At 38.8% G+C, this 17934-nt stretch carries 12 protein-coding genes; all 12 read left to right on the plus strand.

What is annotated here, in order from left to right; all coding sequences use genetic code 11:
- The first annotated feature begins 2 nt into the window (after positions 1-2).
- The 12 genes from JNUCC52_RS22045 (at position 3) to JNUCC52_RS22100 (ending at position 17917) form a co-directional block, all read left to right on the plus strand.
- On the plus strand, positions 3-842 hold the full coding sequence (locus tag JNUCC52_RS22045) for a PP2C family protein-serine/threonine phosphatase (protein WP_172771982.1): 840 nt from the start codon (positions 3-5) through the stop codon (positions 840-842).
- 23 nt (positions 843-865) lie between these two features.
- On the plus strand, positions 866-2509 hold the full coding sequence (locus JNUCC52_RS22050) for a PP2C family protein-serine/threonine phosphatase (RefSeq protein WP_337980824.1): 1644 nt from the start codon (positions 866-868) through the stop codon (positions 2507-2509).
- A gap of 1 nt (position 2510) precedes the next feature.
- Positions 2511-3788, plus strand: a complete 1278-nt coding sequence (locus JNUCC52_RS22055) for a normocyte-binding protein (protein WP_337980825.1) — start codon at positions 2511-2513, stop codon at positions 3786-3788.
- Positions 3779-4474: an iron-dependent peroxidase gene (locus JNUCC52_RS22060; protein WP_337980826.1), complete on the plus strand. Its 696-nt coding sequence runs from the start codon at positions 3779-3781 to the stop codon at positions 4472-4474. Before JNUCC52_RS22055 ends, JNUCC52_RS22060 begins: the two co-directional genes overlap by 10 nt.
- Before the next feature lie 24 nt (positions 4475-4498).
- Positions 4499-7147, plus strand: coding sequence for an acetate and sugar kinases/Hsc70/actin family protein (locus tag JNUCC52_RS22065; RefSeq protein ID WP_337980827.1), 2649 nt, complete (start codon positions 4499-4501; stop codon positions 7145-7147).
- A 15-nt stretch (positions 7148-7162) separates the two neighbouring features.
- Complete coding sequence (locus JNUCC52_RS22070) at positions 7163-7966, plus strand: DNA and RNA helicase (RefSeq protein ID WP_337980828.1); 804 nt, start codon at positions 7163-7165, stop codon at positions 7964-7966.
- 120 nt (positions 7967-8086) lie between these two features.
- On the plus strand, positions 8087-8728 hold the full coding sequence (locus JNUCC52_RS22075) for a hypothetical protein (RefSeq protein WP_337980829.1): 642 nt from the start codon (positions 8087-8089) through the stop codon (positions 8726-8728).
- On the plus strand, positions 8728-10224 hold the full coding sequence (locus JNUCC52_RS22080) for a phage baseplate assembly protein V (protein WP_337980830.1): 1497 nt from the start codon (positions 8728-8730) through the stop codon (positions 10222-10224). Before JNUCC52_RS22075 ends, JNUCC52_RS22080 begins: the two co-directional genes overlap by 1 nt.
- A 15-nt stretch (positions 10225-10239) precedes the next feature.
- Positions 10240-11337, plus strand: a complete 1098-nt coding sequence (locus JNUCC52_RS22085; protein WP_337980831.1) for a pentapeptide repeat-containing protein — start codon at positions 10240-10242, stop codon at positions 11335-11337.
- Positions 11338-11383: 46 nt separating this feature from the next.
- Positions 11384-11881, plus strand: coding sequence for a hypothetical protein (locus JNUCC52_RS22090; RefSeq protein WP_337980832.1), 498 nt, complete (start codon positions 11384-11386; stop codon positions 11879-11881).
- A 66-nt stretch (positions 11882-11947) separates the two neighbouring features.
- On the plus strand, positions 11948-12346 hold the full coding sequence (locus JNUCC52_RS22095; RefSeq protein WP_172771975.1) for a DUF4280 domain-containing protein: 399 nt from the start codon (positions 11948-11950) through the stop codon (positions 12344-12346).
- 30 nt (positions 12347-12376) lie between these two features.
- A complete protein-coding gene (locus tag JNUCC52_RS22100) occupies positions 12377-17917 on the plus strand; it encodes a DUF6531 domain-containing protein (RefSeq protein WP_337980833.1) in 5541 nt (1846 codons plus the stop codon).
- Positions 17918-17934 lie beyond the last annotated feature (17 nt).

Below are 17934 nucleotides of genomic sequence, written 5' to 3' on the forward strand. Positions count from 1 at the left end.
AAATGGATCAGACACTACTATCTTACATGATTGCACTTGCTTTCATCATTGTCATCATTGCTTTACTTATACTGCGCAAAATACTAATGCATAAAAAAGAAACGAGCAAGATTGCGATTGGAAATGGGCAAACCATTGGTAGGCGAGATGAACAGGATGACTATTTTTCGACTGTTGAAACACCCGTTGGCACGATGGCGGTTCTTGCTGATGGCATCAGTGGATTAGCAAATGGCAGAATGGCTAGTACAGTTGCAGTTACGACATTTATTCATAAGTTTATGAAGCTAACTAGTATAGCAAATATACGGTCTTATTTTAAGGAAACGGCCTTAACGAGCAATGGCATGATTCTAGAAAATTTAAATGGCTCTAATGGTGGAACTACATTAGTAGCGGCAGTTATTGATGAGCATGGTTACTTACATTGGGGGGCTGTCGGGGATAGTGTAATTTCAATCTTTCGAAATGGGGAATTCATCGCAATCAATCAAAAACATATTTTTGAATCAGTATTAAAGGAACGCTATATTTCAGGGGAAATTTCTCAATTAGAGGTGCAAGAAAACCCACTGAAAAAGAGACTGATCAATTATTTAGGTTACGAAGGATTTAAAAATCTAGATATAGGAGAGAAACCTATTCAGCTAAGAAATGGTGACAAGGTTTGTCTATTCAGTGATGGTGTCTACGATACTTTAACAGAAGTAGAATTGGAAAAAATGCTTTCACAGCATGCCCCACCATATGATATTGCGCAAGACATTATTAAAGCCGTGGAACAAAAACGCTTAAAAAATCAAGACAATGCTACAATCGTAATTTTAGAAAAAACATGGTAACCCGTTTAGGTTAAGGAGGTGGAATGATGAGAAAGGAAAACAGCGACTTTAAAACAAGCTTTCTATCGGAAGCAGGCTCTTTTATGCAAAATAAAGATTACTTTGCCTATGCTGAGCTAGATGATGTTGCTTGTTGGGTGGCGGTCAAAGGGTTGGATTCCGATCAAGAAATCAATAGTGCAGAACTAGCGGTCAAAGGTATTCTCGAAAAATTTATGGAAAAGCCGTCAATATCCAGAAGAGCGATTAAAAAATATTTAAAAAATGCGCAAGCTATCATGCAAGCACAAAGCTTAAGGGTTCGGTTGAAGGCTAGTATTGTAATGGTTGTATCCGATTACTCAAAAATGATTGTGGCAGTTGCAGGAAATTCGAGGCTTTATCATTTTCGTAATGGCACTTTAACGTATAAAAGCACTGATCAAAGTTTAGCACAGGAAATCGTTAATAGTAGGGATCGTTCGCTCGATATAAGCCAGCATGAGGAAAGAAGCAACTTACTCAATTATCTTGGGAAGCCGAATGATTTTACGCCATTTATTTCGAAGAAAATGAAGTTAATCGATGGCGATGTATTAGTGCTTAGCACAGCAGGCTTTTGGGAAGATGTCAGTGAAATTGAAATGGCAGATGCTTTGGAGGAAACGAAAGATCCTGAGCAATACACTGATTTATTAGAAGAAGTGCTTCTAAGTAGGCAAAGGAAAGTCGTCAATAATTACACAATCGCCGCTATATTTGTTAACAAGGTTTATCAGGAAACAAATAAGAAAAAAATGAAATACATTAAAATGATTGCGGCTGCATTAGTCGTAACTTTAGTCGTTGGTGGTAGTACGATTTTTTATCAGGCAAAGCAAGCGAAAAAAATGGCAGAATTAACGATTGAGATGAAGGATCATGAAAAGAGTGGCAACCTATATTTCCAAGACGGCAATTACGACAAGGCGCTTCTTGAATATAGTGAGGGCAGAAATGCGGCCAAAAAATTGAAGGATCCAATACATAGAAATTTACTCGCGAAAAAGTTAAGAATTACGGACCTAATCATCAATGGCGATAAATCAGCCGAGGCGGGGAAATTTACAGAAGCGCTTGAACAATACGAAAAGGCAAAAAAAGAAGGCAAGCTTATTAAAAACTTTGGAAAAGAAGTAACGGAACAACGCATCGCCAATATGGATACCATTGTACAAATTGCTGAAACAGTAAAGGATGGAGATCTTCAATTTGATGCAGAAGATTACAATGGAGCCCTAGGAAACTATCAAAAGGCAAGAAAAAAGGCCCTAGCAATCTCATTTACGGGCGAGCCTCAAATAAAAACTAAAATTGAAGAAACAGAAGCTAAAATTGCCGAATTGAAAAAGGCACAGAAAGAATTACAAGCTGAAGGATTAGAAAAAAATGGCGATCAAAGCTATGCGCGCTTAGATTATGAGAAAGCAATTGAATCGTACACATTGGCTCAAGAAATTTATCAGGAAACGGAACTAATCGCAAAAGTGTTAGGGCTTGAGCGAAAAATTATGAATGCCAATGATAAATTAAACCCTACTCCTCAAGCTGCTACAAGCGACCCGTCTTTTGAAGCGGCACTTCCTATGGAGACAGGGCCAGCAAGCGGTGAACCATCCGATGCAGAAGTGATGAAAGAGGGAAAATAAATTGATAAAAGAGCTCATGATTGAACGGTTACGCAAAATTGAAGATTTGGAGCAACGTCAACTACTAAAAGATATTGTAAGTGGCGTTTTTGTAAATTTAATCGACTATCAGGAGGAAATGAACAACAAGCTTGAAGAGCGTGTTTTTAATGAGATGGAAGATGTGGAGAATCGATTTGATATTTTTGTAACGCTTAGTCATCAGGAGGATATTGATCCAATTCATCAATGTTTATTTCCGATGAGACCAGCTGATTTAGAAAGTAAAACAATTCAACTAAATAAATTGCTGCAATCGCTTGAACGCAATGAACAAGCAGTACTGTTTCCATTATTTCTCGCATGTGATTCGGTCCAAATTCAGCAGTTACTAGCTGAGGAACGGTTGTTTAACGGAACCATTGTAACGACAGCAGGGCCAATATCGATTCAAGTTAGCCTTACAAGAAATACTGACTATTTGCAAGAAATCAACAAGCTATATCCGATCTTTCAAATAAATGGATTGCCATGGAAAACAATCAATCATCCATTCGCCTATAAGTTTTTTAATGTCAATTTAGTGAAGTGTTCCCCTTTGAACGAGGATGCGGAAATTACTCAAATTAATGTTGATTTAGAAGAATATGAGGTAAACAAACGACTGAATGTAGTACCGCTTTGGAATATTGAACGGCATGAAGTCAAAAATATTGGGTTTCCTGTTCCAGCAATCGATAAGGTGAATTATGAGCATGTCCTTTCAATTCGGAAAATGGGAAATGAACATGGCTATCTTATAGAAGCAGATGTGGAGAATGTTCGCTACATCAAACGAACAGACAATGAATTAACGGTTGTTTCGCCACAAGATAAGTCAGGGATTTGGAAGCTATTAAAAGTAGTGAAAATGGAAGAAGAGAAGCTAGGTAAGCTAAATTTCGAGCTTGTCTCCAATCGGCGAATAGAGCATTTTACGTCTAAATTTGCTAGTAAGCATTCTTCAAATGTCAAAACGAAGGGGGAAATTATTCGGATGGTAAACACCTTCGATGCGGCAAATAAATTTGAGCTTGTTGATATTGAAATAGTCAATTCATTTTTAGAAGCAAGCTTTACCTACTGTACGAACCCTTTCATAACAGAGATGCTAGGCGAACATAGCCATAAAAAAATAATGCTTTTAAAGTTTAAGGCAAAAGAGGAAAAAGACTTTTTAGCGAATGACATTTTAAGCTTCTTAGTATCAGAAGTACAACGACATTTCTTTGAATATAAATGTGTAGGTGTTTGGCTATGAATTATATTTGGGATTTGCTTATTAAAGCCGAAGATGAAGGGCTTTCTAAAAAGGATATTTATTTTTACCTTGCTGAAATTTATTCGCCCTATATGGAGCTTAGTCTTCCTATTTTAAATGCACAGTATGTGGAACAGCATGTTGAGGTGAATCCATATTACCGCTATTTTGGCATTTTTAACAACTTGTTTCATCCTGATAATTATTCAGATAGAGAATTTAGAGAATACCTTTTCGACATCGTTTTGCATTTCTTAGCCGAAATTGATCGGATGCAAGGAATGAACACAATGGAATTTTATATTCGCTTTATTTTAAAAGATATGGAAGCCAATGTATTTGGTAATGTAGTGCGTCGAAATATTCATGCCTTTTCCAAAAAGGAGCAAGAAATAGTTGTACTGAACATACTAAAGCTTTACCAGACAGGTGAAGAAATTTACTTATTAAAAGACACTTTAAAAAGGCTCTTTAAAGGTTGCTTGATCTATATAAAATCCGAGGAACAGGATGAACTGCTTATTTATATAAGTCAAAAGAAGACACAACAAAATGAGCAAAAAGTGCAGCTTATACAAGAAATCTTTTTGCCAATTGGCTTTCAATTAGAGGTTTATTGGCAATATCACTTCGGCATTATTGATGCAGAGCAAACGATGATGCTAGATCGCATAGCTCTATACTAAACGGGGCAAAAGGAGGGATTTGGAATGACGACTAAATATTCATATAAGCTGAATGTGAATAATCGCTTTGCAGAAAAAAAGTATATGACATTTACACGTGTAGAGCTAATGGAAATGACCACATTTCAGCTTCGAAATATTTGTTATAAGGAAAAACTTGTGACTGGGCTTATTAATACACTAACGAGAGACGAGTTAATCGACAAAATTTTAAGATATCGTGGGGCCGAAGAAAACCTTCTTATTAAAGAAAACAAAGACGGAGGGTTTGAAAGAGTCGAAGCGGCTATGCAAACCTATTTAAAAACACCTATGTCAGACAATGGTGAAATAAAAATTCCTGCCAAAATGAGCTTATATAGCGGTATGAAAATGGATAAGCCAGATCAGTATTATGTAGAAACAGGTGGGTTTCTTGTTGAATCGAATGTCTTGCTCGTAAATGATGAGTTACAACTTTGCGCCATCCTGAATGTCATAAAGGATGACCAGCGCCCTAACAAATACTATTTTGCTGCAGATGAAGCAATAGGAATTCAGAAGACAAAAAATAAAAACTACAGCTTTATTTTTTTACGAAAGCAAGATTCAGAGTATATTTATAAAACTTACTATCAAGAGACCCCACTTCCGCCGACAAATCTTCACTACTATAAAGTACCAATACAAGATTTAGAGATAAAGCAGCTAGAAACAACCAATGCGATTCTTGCTATCGACTTTGGCACGACGAATACAACTGCGGGTGTTTATTTAGAAAATGATTATGTGTCCTCTCCTTGTAGCCATGATTTATTAAATAACAGAATTCAGCTAAACAGCATCAATTTTGTGCAATTTCCAGACCCGCTCCACCAAAATGAATGGATTGAAGTTGTCCCAACAGTGATGACAGTGGCAGATTGTTCAAATCAAGACCAAGTGAGCTATTACTACGGCTATGAAGCATTAAAAATGATGAAAAAGAATAGCTATACGTCATTAGCAACGAAATTCCAAGGCATTAAACGGTGGGTAAGTAATTATACAAAATCAGAAGAGATTATGGATGCAAATGGCAATACAGCACTTGTGCCACGAAGCCAAATTTTAAGGGAATTTATGCTTTATATTATTCGAATGGCAGAACATCAATTTAAATGTCGCTTTGCGCATTTACATATTTCTAGTCCTGTAAAGCTAAAAACGCAATTTTTGGACATGTTTCAGGCGATCCTACCTGAATACAACATCGAAACAGAGCATGCACTCGATGAAGGGATGGCAGTTCTTTATAATACAATCGCCAATCAAATAGAGAATAATAGCTTTTTAGATGAAAAGGAATATAAAGCACTCGTCATTGATTGTGGTGGTGGAACAACAGACCTTTCATCGTGTAAGTTCCGCATAGAGGACGGGCATATTTCATACAAAATCGATATTCATACAACCTATGAAAATGGTGATACCAATTTTGGTGGCAACAATATTACATATCGCATTTTTCAATTTATGAAGATTGTTTTTGCAAACTATTATAGCCGAGGAAAAAATGCCTATGACATTGATGCATTAATTGATATTCCAGGCAAGGATATTTACCGATATGTAGACGATCATGGTGTAGATGCTGTTTACGAGCAATTTGAAAAAGCCTTTTCAGATGCCGAGTATATTATTCCGACACGCTTTAAGGAATACGAAAATCGCACACGTGATGAATACTTACGTGTACGTAATAATTATTATTTCTTATGGGAAATGGCGGAGGAAATGAAGAAGGAATTTTTCCGCAAAACAGGCATTTTGCGCAGCCGCTTTTATTCGGAAAACGATTTGCAGCAGGACAGTGACTTGAATGTAACGGCTGTTGACCGATGGTGCCTATCATTAGTAGAAAACAATCAATTCAAAGATGTGTATGATTATCCGAACGTCTTTTTTAATATTAAGGAAATTAACCATCTAATTAAAGCGGATATTTATGATATTGTGCGAGAGTTTTTAGAAGAGTTTTACGAAAATGGACTTCTCAGTGAATATTCCATTATTAAGCTAACAGGCCAATCGTGTAAAATTGATGCTTTTCGCGAGGCTTTAAAGGAGTTTGTACCAGGACGAAGCATTGAATTTAGACAGAAGGCTGAAAATATTGGGAAAGTGCCAGAGTTAAAGCTAGCTTGCCTAAGAGGAGCACTTCGTTATTTAAATGCGAAGAAGATAGGCATGATTGAAACAACCGTGACGAATCATGCACCTGTCGTACCTTATGCAGTAAGTGCCTTTACCCATAATCGTCAGGAAAAACTTCTGATTAGCAGTCTAGAGCGACTTAACCAAATTCATGGCACCATTTCTCGACCATGGGGTGTAACGGAAGTTGAATTCTTCCTAACAGGTACCGACAATCAATCATCCTATAAATACAATTACGTTAATCGCCAGGAAGAGTATGTGCCTGTTCTTTATGACAATATAGCGGCTAATTATCAACATAAAATACCACAGGACGAGACAGATTCCATTATGAATGGGGAAGTGAAATTTTTTGTCTTCGCAGGAGAAGATCACTGGGGTTTCCATGTTGTCCCTGTTGCTAGACGTGAAGAACAACTGTACATCGGCAAAAAGGAATTCTTTGCTTTTGAAACGGATTTATCAGAGTTGGATTTCTTTGACGGCTTAAAGTAAGGAAAGCGCACACAAGTGAAAACAAGAATAGAGGTGGATGACAGCTTGTTTGCCAATCAATATCCACATTTTCAAAAAGGTCGCATTTTAAAGCGAGAAATGCTGGAAAATTTACGAGATTTCCCAAGAGAATTTTTAGATATTTATTTTCAAGATTATTCAAACGGCATTATTGCTGGGGCCAAAATCACTGTAGCGGATACACTGCTAATCATTTCAAACGGCATTATGAAGCATAATGGCAGTCTTTATATGCTAACGGATAGCTTTGAGCTCCCTTATGAAGCAACAGGAAATGAAACAATCTTAAAAGTACGATTTGCTGAGGAAGTAAATGACTTAGATTTTAGCAAACATACATCACAGATTGTCTTAGATGATTCGTTAGAGCTTGCACATAATGAGCTAGAATTAGCGCGCTTTAAATTAAAGTTAGGTGCTAAGCTGCGCTCACAGCATATCGATTTTTTCGACTTTGCCACTGAATTCAACACAGTGAATTATCTTCACTGCCAGTATGCAGGCTTACAAAAAAGCACATACCACCCAGTGGTTTTGCAATATTTTGCACGCGAGCTGTTAAAAAATCGACCAACCAATCCGTATGATATAGCCTTTGCCATGGAGTGCATCAATCAGGAGCGGGTGCAACGAGATGCGATTGATTTCTATATTTGCAATCGACTAGAGCTAGACTATCAATCGCTTACGAATAGTCAAATTCATAAATACTTGAATCGTATTTTAATGGAAGCTAAAGGTGGTGGTCGGATGAAAGGACTCAGTCAAGGACGACCGAAGCGTGTGATCGTTGACTAGCTAGTAGTCTGCAAGCATTTTTACAAGATTGAAAGAGATGGTTTTTGTTACAACAGCAAAAGTGAAAAGCAAGCAACTATGTATACTCAAAAGACTGTAAAAACAAAGGGGGCGAATAGAATGCATTTTAAGGATGAAGAAATTATTGAAATGACGAAGCATGCAAGGCAAAAAAAACGAATGGAAAACATTGAAAACCAATTATTGCAAACGGACATTGTAAAAGCGATTCAAGCGGGTCAGCTTGCGATTGACGATGAAGTAATTGAATTTGCAGAGCTTCCTTTTTACGACGAACAAATAAGGATGTGTATTCCTACAGCCTTTGAAGAGATGGAACCCGATTTAAAGGATATTAAATACCCTTCAAGCCGTAGACCTGATTACATCTATACAAGCGAAAGTACGTCCATTAATGTCACGATGAAAATAATGGAGCAACAGCTACAAGAAGAGGAATTAGAAGATTTTACAGAAACGATGATGACTATCCTACAAAAATTACAGCCAGATGCAGAAATGTTGGATATCGGCATGAAAGAAGTGAACGGACACCAAATTGGCTATTTTGATTTTATTTCGAAGGCACTCGATAACAAGATTTATAATTTAATGTTTTTGTTTATAGTAGGCGACAATGTGGCAACTGGCTCAGTTAATTGCTTGAAAAAAGAAATGAATATTTGGCAACCGATTGCTTATGGCATGTTAGAAACAATCGCAATCGAAAGTAAATCATTAAATGGAGAAGGTGTTGTGTGATGGCAAAGGAAACAGCTTTGACGTATAAAGATATGATTGTGATGCCTTACAATATCCGCGTGAGTGAAATCGAAATGACACAACAAATGAATGAGCATGCAACATTGCGTTTAACAGGCGTCATTCCAGATGAAATGGAAGATTCTTACGTTTATATGACGGACGCAGAGACGGCCATTGAAGTACTGCAATTGGATAGTACGGGACAATCGACGCCAATTTTTAATGGACTAGCATTGGATGTACAAGTGAAATCGGTAATGGAGACGTATTATTTGGAGGTAAAGGCGGTTTCGCATACGTATGTGTTAGATGTGAAGAAGAAAAACCAAACGTACCAAAATGCCAAAATGCCCTATACCGAATTAATAAAGGAATGTATTACCGATCAACCAGGCGCCGATTTTATGGATTATGTCACAAAAGGCGCTAGTATTGGTAACTTTACGATGCAATATTTAGAGACGGACTGGGAGTTTCTAAAACGCATGGCATCGCGATTTCATACAGGCTTAGTGCCAGACGCAGTTCATGGCGCCGCAAAATTTTACTTTGGCGTACCGTTCCAAGCAGGTGCGGTGCAAAAAATGGATGCAATAAATTACCGAGTTAAAAAAGCAATCGGCAATTTCCTTATCTCAAGTAAAAATCATCTCGATAGTATTACCGCTAGTGACTACATGTACTATGAAGTAGAATCGCCGCAACTCTTCAAAATCGGCAATGAAGTTTCGTTTCAATCAAAAAAACTATATGTTTTCAAAATTGTCTCCAAGCTTAAAAATGGCTTATTAAAACATATTTATACGCTCACACCTCAGAACGGCTTCAGTGTCCACACGACCTATAATCAAGCGATAATTGGTGCATCTATCCAAGGAAAAGTCATTGATGTGGCAGGAGACAAAATTCGTATACATGTTGATTTCGATGAGGGGCAAGAAAAAAATAAGGCGTACTGGTTTCCATACTCAACGATCTATGCATCAGAGGATAACACAGGTTGGTATTTTATGCCTGAGTTATCTGACAATGTTAGAATCTACTTCCCAAGCAACCGTGAGGATGAAGGAATTGCCATTAGCTCTGTGTCCAAAGCACCGCCACAATCTGGGGCAATGTTATCAGCAACGAATCCTTCTAGTCAGGGGGGAGGAGGCGGTGCTTCACCACCAGAAGATAGCCGCCAAGATCCAGGGCGCATGGCTGATCCTGATGTAAAAACACTTAGAACAAAGCATGGTAAACAAATTCTACTTGCACCTGATCGCATTGTTATTTCTGGTGGAGGATTAATGATTACACTGATGGATGATAATGGTATTTCAATTATTAGTGATAAAAATATTAACTTAAAAGCAACAGATAAAGTCGTGATAAATGCTAAGCAAATTATGATAAATGCCAATGAGAAAATTGAGATGACATGTAAAGACAATTCAATCAAGATGGAAGACAAAATGGAGATTAAAGGAACTGAAGTACGTGCAAATTAGTGAGGGTGTAGATACATGAAACGAGAAGAAGCATTACAGCATTTTATGGATGAATGCGTGTCAGTTCATGCCCACCGTTTGCAGGAGCAAGTGGATCGACAGTTTCGCAACAATAAGGAAGTTTTACTTAAACCAATCATTTACGCACTTGAACAACTTTTTACGAATATTCATGAACAGCAAGAACAAGGAAAGTTAGCGCCAGTTGCTTTTATTCATCTATCATTGCTTCGAACATCATTACTAGAAAACAAGTTTACGTATGTACTAGAAGCATATGGAGAAACATGGTATTGCGATTGGACACAATGCACAGCACAGTATGAAGCGGATTGGCTTTGTGATGCGATGTTCGAATTACAAAAGGCACTTGAGAAAGAAAGAAAGCCATATATTAGCATTCAAGCAGCGGACATTCGCGTGATTATGCAGCAGACAGTTATACGGTTTCATCAATATATTAGCCAATTACTCCGCTATCTCTTTCGTTATCAACAACAATGCGTCCCTAAACTCCATTTTCAACGAGCGGCGTGCTTAAGATTTCGAGTCGGTGAATATAAAGGGTTTAGTGAAGATGTCGCGATTATGGACGAACGACAACGAGTAGAAAAAGATGTCTTGTTAACGCTAGCGTCAAAAGAGACGAATCAATCGTATACGTTTGGCAACTTTTCAAACCTACCTTTACAGCACAGAGATTTCAATCAGTTGGACTTTTCCTATGCGAATTTCCAAGACAGTGATTTAGCAGGAGCTACAATGCAACGAAGTGTGTGCATCGGTACGAGTTTTGTAAATGGTCAATTAACGAATGTGGATTTTTCCTATGCAATGATTCAAGATGCTGATTTTCGACATGCCAATTTAGCAGGTGCTAATTTTACGCATGCACAAGGAAAAACCTTGAAGTTCTCTCAAAATGAAGTTCCATGTTATCTTGGCACTGATTTCAGTTATGCAAATTTAGAACAGGCAAAATTTGAATTTGCTCAAATTGCTGGTGCCAATTTTACAGGTGCTAATTTAAAAGGAGCAACATTCTTTCAACGCGATCAAGGGAAGTATCAATTCAGCCAAGCCCAAATACAAGATATTCATTGGATTCAGTAATGTCGTCCGTACGGGAAGATAGGTATGAAGCTTACAGGAGGTCAAGATGGAATACTTTATTGTTCGGCAAGACTCCACTATTACAAATCCGATTCTTCCTTTGAAGACAGACCTTGAAGATGATTTTGTTTGTTCGTCGGTATTTGCAGAAGTAGTGGAAAAAGAGCATGCAGTATATTTGGATTATTTAGAAAAGCCTCGGACCATTGTGTCGGATCAATTAAAAAAGTTATTCGTAAAATTTGAGGATCACTTAGCATTTACAGCCATCGTATTTACAGATGTAAAAAAAGGAACACAGCGCTTATATTGGCTGATGGACATAATGCAGAAAAAGTGTATTTCCCAGGAAACGACTTATTATCCAGACGGACGTATCAAGGAGCTCGTAATAAACCCTAAAAAGGTTGAATTGGACTATATTTTTCAAGTTAATAGTCAAAGGGAATCTTTCACTATCGTTCATTTAGATGTTGCAGAAAGTATATTAAGACGACCATTTCTTGGACTTCAGTTGCAGCGCGTCAAACTAGAACGATATTAATAAGCGTTCAAATGGAAATTAAATCAAAAGTGCAATTTGAAACATATACGAAGGGAAGGGTACCGAATGGCTCAAGTTGTAGAAAATTTGGAGACAGAAGGTTCGGAACAAGAGCAATTTAGTTACGTGGTCCATGGAGCGATTATTTCCTGTGAGCATGGTAGCCACCTCAATTATTTAAATTTACCACAGGATCATGGTGTTTATATTAAAGATAAAGCCGTATTGAATGTAGGCGATCGAAACCCCGACAACATTCCCACCTTTGGCGTCTGCTTGAAGTTACAAAAACCGTGTACGCCCACATGTTCCATCGACTGGATGGAAGGGATGGAAAATGTCAATATCGAGGGCAAGCAAGCACTATTATCCCGTTGTCATACGCAATGCTCAGCAGGAGGAGGCAAAATTGATATTGTGCATGATGGGCAAGAGGAATTAGAAATACCGAAACAAGGCTTTTAAAAGAAAGGATGGAGTGAAAGGAGGTAAGTAATGAAAACACTAGGAGAAAAGGAAGTCAGCATGATAACGACGTATGAGGATCTTGTGCTCGAATGGCCTTATCCTCTTATTCATATAAATAAACTAACAATCAAACACAAAGGCGATGACCATGCGAGATTGTCCTTTACAGGAATGATTGCGGAAGAGCAAGCACAGAAATATATTCAGCAAATTAGTCATTCAGATGAAGTCGTTGTTAAATTTGGCAGGCAACAAGACATCTTGTTCTCAGGTAGAATTGAAAATGCAGAGTTGCAGGCTGCCCAAGGGGTGCATTATGTTTCAGTTGAGGCTGTATCGTTTACAGCCAATATGGACGTTGCAAAACGCTCACGTTCTTTTCAAGATGCGAATATGACCTATGTGGCGTTACTCGATACCATTGTAGGTGCTTATCCTCAAGGGGATTACATCGATCAGGTGTCGAACGGTCAAGCAATAGGTCATATCTCGATTCAATACATGGAGACAGATTGGGCATTTATAAAAAGAGTGGCTTCTAATCTACAGGCAGTAGTTTTTCCTGATTTACAAGGAAAGGGACCACGATTTTGGTTTGGCACACCCGAAAGTAAGAAAAGCATAACAATCGACCATCTACCTTCAGTATTACATATGGATGTAGATACATATCGATTAATTACTGAAAATGATGGTATAGATGTAAGTGAAACCGATTATACATTTTGTGCGTTTGAAAGCACAGAAGCGTACGAGTTGGGTACATCGGTACAATTAAAGGGAAAATCCTATGTTATTACGGTTCGAGAAATTCATCTCGAAGCGGGTGTACTAAAGTTTCAATATACTGCTCAACCAGAAAAAAGTATTCGTCAACGATTAGTACGCAATTTAGATTTGATTGGCGCAGCCTTTACAGGGAAAATCATTGATGTTACGCAAAACACGGTTAAAATTCATTTAGATATCGATAAAAAACAAGAGAAAGAAAAAGCACATTGGTTTGCTTATTCAGCAGATGCAAATGGTGTCATGTATTTAATGCCGCAAAAAGGTGCCCGTGCCCAATTGCATTTTCCAAGTGCTGTGGAACAAGATGCCATTGTCATTAGCTCGGTACGTGTTTCTCCTGCTACACCAGAAGGCGGACAAAAACAAACGAAAAAAATGGCGGACACGACCGTGAAATCATTGGCGACCAATGCGGGCAAAGATATGACACTAGGGGTTGGTGATATTACCTTTAGTGCAGTAGATGGCGTATTGGACCTTAAGATGGATGATGGAGAAGGTGTAACATTTCAAAGTAACAGTACCATCATGCTAGCGGCAGATGAAACACTAGAAATAAGTGGAATGAACGAGCTATCCGTAGAAGCGGAGGAATGGATTGCCATTTCAGCGAAGGAGCAAAGTCATATTATCCTTGCTGCTGACACACAGTTAATTAGTACGCTAATTGAACAAGAAGGCATAGAGAAAAAAAGTCAACCACCGAAGTTAAATGAAGAAGCAATCGAAGCTACATCAAAAGTGGATGTCATCTTCCCACAAAAAGCAGAGCAGAAAAAGGAGAAAAAAAGCTTCTTTAGTAAGTTGCTTGATAATGTTAGTTTAGCATTAGATGTTGCTGGATTTATTCCAGGTATCGGAACCATCGCGGATATTGCCAATGCAGGTATTAGCTTGGCAAGAGGAGACTTTATGGGCGCAGCGATGAACATAGTCGGTGCAGTGCCAATCGTTGGGGATGCCGCAAAAACAGCCTACAAGGTCAATAAAGCGGCAAAAGTAGCAGAGGCAGCAAGTAAAACCGCCAAGGCTGCGGATAAGGCGGTGGATGCTTCCAAGGCAGTAAAAGAGATGAAAGCCGCTTACTCCAAAGTGTCGCAAACACTCGATACGGTTTCGGCAGTAGCGAACAAAGGCACAAAAAGCATGAAAACAGCAGCCGATAAAGTAATCGCCTCGATGGATGAAGTGCTAGCTGTGTCAAAAGCTGTCGACGGTATGAAGGCGATGGCCAAAACGGAGCTAACTAAACTCAATCATCAAGTACTAAAGAAATTTAACTGTACAAAAGGATTAAGTGATAAATTCTGTAAAAAAGGCTTTGAACCAGTTGATTTAATTACAGGGCGTATGATCTATGAAGGTGTCGACTTTGAACTTCCAGGCCCTATCCCTCTTTCATGGGAACGTGCATGGTACAGTGATAGTAGTCGAGTTGGTTTAACTGGGCATGGTATGCACTTTACATACGATCTAGCCTTAGAAATATTTGAAGAAGAAGAGCTAATCGGCATTGTGGTGACGGATGGTCGCGCAGTAGGGTTTCCAATTTTACCAATTAATTTACCATATTTTAATAAAAAAGATAGAATGACCCTGATAAATACAGGTGTGGAATACCATTTGTTTGAGCATGATACACGCTTGCTTTATGTATTTGAACAAACAACCGAGACGACATACCGATTAAAAGAAGTAAGAAATGAGCAAGACCACTATATTCAATTTACGTATAACCTGAAAGGCTTCTTATCACAAGTAACGGATAGCGTAGGGCGCGTTCTAGATGTTACGACAAATGAAGCGGGCAGAATGACAGAAGTCGCTTTACGTAACCAGACGAGTCGTGAAGTGTTAGTGCGCTATATTTACAATGATGTTCAAGATTTAATCGAAATCCAAGATGCATTAGGACAAAGTACACATATCCAATATGTCAACCATTTAATGATGCAAAAAATAGACCGTAATAAAAATAGTTTCTACTGGCGCTATGATGGGCCAACAACAGGTGCACGCGTTATTAAAACATGGGGAGATGGCAATGTTCTAGCGGGTGAGCTTGCCTATTACGATGGCTATAACGAAATTACCAATAGCTTAGGGCATACAAGTACTTACTATTTTAATGAAGATAACCTATGTACAAAAATTATGTATCCAGATGGTAGTGAGGTCAGCTATGACTATAATGAGGACTTTGAATTACTGCAAGAAGTAGATGAAGATGGTCGTGTAACAACTTTCAGCTATGATGAATGGGCAAACCCAGTCACGATGACGCTGGCAGATGGCAGTACGTTATCCTCTCAGCATGATGCCAAAGATCGGTTGATTCAGGCAATTACTCCAGAGGGCGGTAGTCGCCAGTGGATTTATAATGAAGACGGGACATTACAGGCATCGGTTTTAGAAGATGGTACAAAGACTGAATTTTCCTATAATGAACATCGTTTAATTGACACAGTGACAAATGCGCAAGGCCATATGGTAACCTTAACGTATGACGCTGACCTAAATTTAAGCCGAGTAACATTACCAGATGGGACAAGTTCAACATGGACATACGACAGGCGCGGAAACTGCACAAGCACAACTAATCCGCTCGGTGCCACTGAAAAATTCCGTTATGATCATTTAAATCGCCTAGTACGCGCAAATCTATCCGATGGTAACGACGTTCAACTAAAGTACAATGCCTATGACGATATTGTTTTTGCAAAGGATAACCATACACAAGTCGCCTTTGATTACACGATTCTAGGCAGCTTAACATCCCGCAAACAAGGGGGCAAGAAAGTACAGTTCACCTACGATACAGAGGAGCAATTAACCGCTGTTATTAATGAAAAAGGCGAAGCATACAAATTTGAACGCGATACAAAAGGCAATATCATCAAGGAAATCGGCTTTGATGACATGGCAAAAACGTATGAGCGAAGCCTCGCAGGATTAGTGCAGCGGATTCAACGTCCAGGTAATCGTTGGACAGCGTATCAGCACGATGCATTAGGGAATATTATTCGCTCTGACTACTATGATGGTACGTGGGAAACATTTAGCTATGACAAAAACGGCGCATTACAAGAGACAGAAAATGAGTATGTAACCGTCAAGCTAGAACGAGACCCATCAGGACAAGTCATCAAAGAATGGCAAAACGATCATTGGATTGCTAGTAGCTATGACGAGTTAGGCAATCGTTCTCAGATAACAAGTAGCCTCGGTGCCAAAATCGATGTGGAGCGTAATGAACTAGGCAATGTCTTACAAATGACCGCCTCCCGCTCCGAGCATGCCCAGTGGACAGCCTCGATGCAATACAATGAACTCGGTCAAGAGATTGAAAGAATCCTACCAGGGGATGTTATTAGTAAATGGCAATATGATATTACAGGTCGACCAACACATCACAGAGTAAGTAGCCAAAGCCGAGATACACGAAGACGCGCCCACAATTGGGACGTTAATCATCAATTACGCAGTATGGTCAACGAGCTAACGGGTGTAAAAGTGACGTATGGTTACGACGAATTTAGTAACCTCGTGTGGGCCAATCAAGACAGTCGCCAATTTGATTTCTTATACCGTAGTGTCGATGATGTCGGCAATTTATATGAAACAAAAGATAAAAAAGATCGTATCTATGGCGCTGGCAGTAGATTACTAGAAACGAAAGATGCCAAATTTTCCTATGACGAAGAAGGAAATCTCGTAGAGAAAGTCGAACATAATGGAGATACATGGAAGTACGAGTACTATGGCAATGGCATGATGGCGAAGGTCTTGAAGCCAGATATGACAGAAGTAACTTTCAAGTATGACACACTAGGTAGGCGGATAGAGAAGTGTTCGGAAGGTAGAGCTACTCATTTTGTATGGGATGGCAATACGATTTTGCATGAGTATTTCTCGCAGGATGTTGAGAATTCAGTGGAGAATGCCTCCAAGACAGAAGCCGAAATCGCTGATAATCTCGTGACATGGGTATTTAATGATGGCTTTGTCCCTTCAGCTAAGATAACGAGTGAAGGCAACTACAGCATTATTAGTGATTATCTAGGAACACCTGTCGAAGCCTATGATGAACAAGGTCATAAGGTTTGGTCGGCTGAGCTTGATGTGTATGGGCGAGTGAACGAGTTCACAGGTGAGAAAGACTTTATTCCATTCCGTTATCAAGGACAGTATGAAGATATTGAAATTGGTTTGTATTATAACCGATTCCGATACTATGACCCAGAGCAAGGGAATTATACGCAGGTTGACCCGATTGGGCTAGCAGGTGGGAATCCTACGGTGTATGGGTATGTTAGTGATTCGAATAGTTGGGTAGATCCAATGGGATTATCCCAAACATATTGGTTAGAAAAAGCAATGCGAGCCGCTGGAAGACCAATAACTCCAGGTAAGACTGCTCACCATATAGTTCCGTTAAAAAGTAATGCTATGTTAAATGGTGTTAAGTATGGAAAACTTTCGAGGGATTTGTTAGAAAGACATGGTTTAAATCCTGATACCGCAGAAAATGGGGCAAGACTTTGGGGAACTGCACAATCCCAAAGAAGCTTATCAGTTCATCCAGGAAGAGATGCAGCAAGGTTACTTGGCAATTATCACGCGGGAAAACATATTCATAGTCCTCAAAATGATAAATATATTTATCGAATATTAAAAAATGCTGAAAAGAAAGGTTTGGATATAGGTGGTCTTCTTTCTGATATAGGTAAAAGAATGGAAGATGGTAGTTGGAAAAACACTGTGAAATGTCATTAATTTAAATGGAGGATCGT

It is taken from the genome of Lysinibacillus sp. JNUCC-52 (assembly GCF_015999545.1).
Taxonomy (GTDB): Bacteria; Bacillota; Bacilli; order Bacillales_A; family Planococcaceae; genus Lysinibacillus.

Excerpts from the sequence above, each read along its gene's own strand:
- JNUCC52_RS22065 (WP_337980827.1), top strand. The coding sequence starts at position 4,499 with ATGACGACTAAATATTCATATAAGCTGAATGTGAATAATCGCTTTGCA.
- JNUCC52_RS22095 (WP_172771975.1), top strand. The coding sequence starts at position 11,948 with ATGGCTCAAGTTGTAGAAAATTTGGAGACAGAAGGTTCGGAACAAGAG.
- JNUCC52_RS22075 (WP_337980829.1), top strand. The coding sequence starts at position 8,087 with ATGCATTTTAAGGATGAAGAAATTATTGAAATGACGAAGCATGCAAGG.
- JNUCC52_RS22080 (WP_337980830.1), top strand. The coding sequence starts at position 8,728 with ATGGCAAAGGAAACAGCTTTGACGTATAAAGATATGATTGTGATGCCT.
- JNUCC52_RS22050 (WP_337980824.1), top strand. The coding sequence starts at position 866 with ATGATGAGAAAGGAAAACAGCGACTTTAAAACAAGCTTTCTATCGGAA.
- JNUCC52_RS22085 (WP_337980831.1), top strand. The coding sequence starts at position 10,240 with ATGAAACGAGAAGAAGCATTACAGCATTTTATGGATGAATGCGTGTCA.
- JNUCC52_RS22045 (WP_172771982.1), top strand. The coding sequence starts at position 3 with ATGGATCAGACACTACTATCTTACATGATTGCACTTGCTTTCATCATT.
- JNUCC52_RS22090 (WP_337980832.1), top strand. The coding sequence starts at position 11,384 with ATGGAATACTTTATTGTTCGGCAAGACTCCACTATTACAAATCCGATT.
- JNUCC52_RS22100 (WP_337980833.1), top strand. The coding sequence starts at position 12,377 with ATGAAAACACTAGGAGAAAAGGAAGTCAGCATGATAACGACGTATGAG.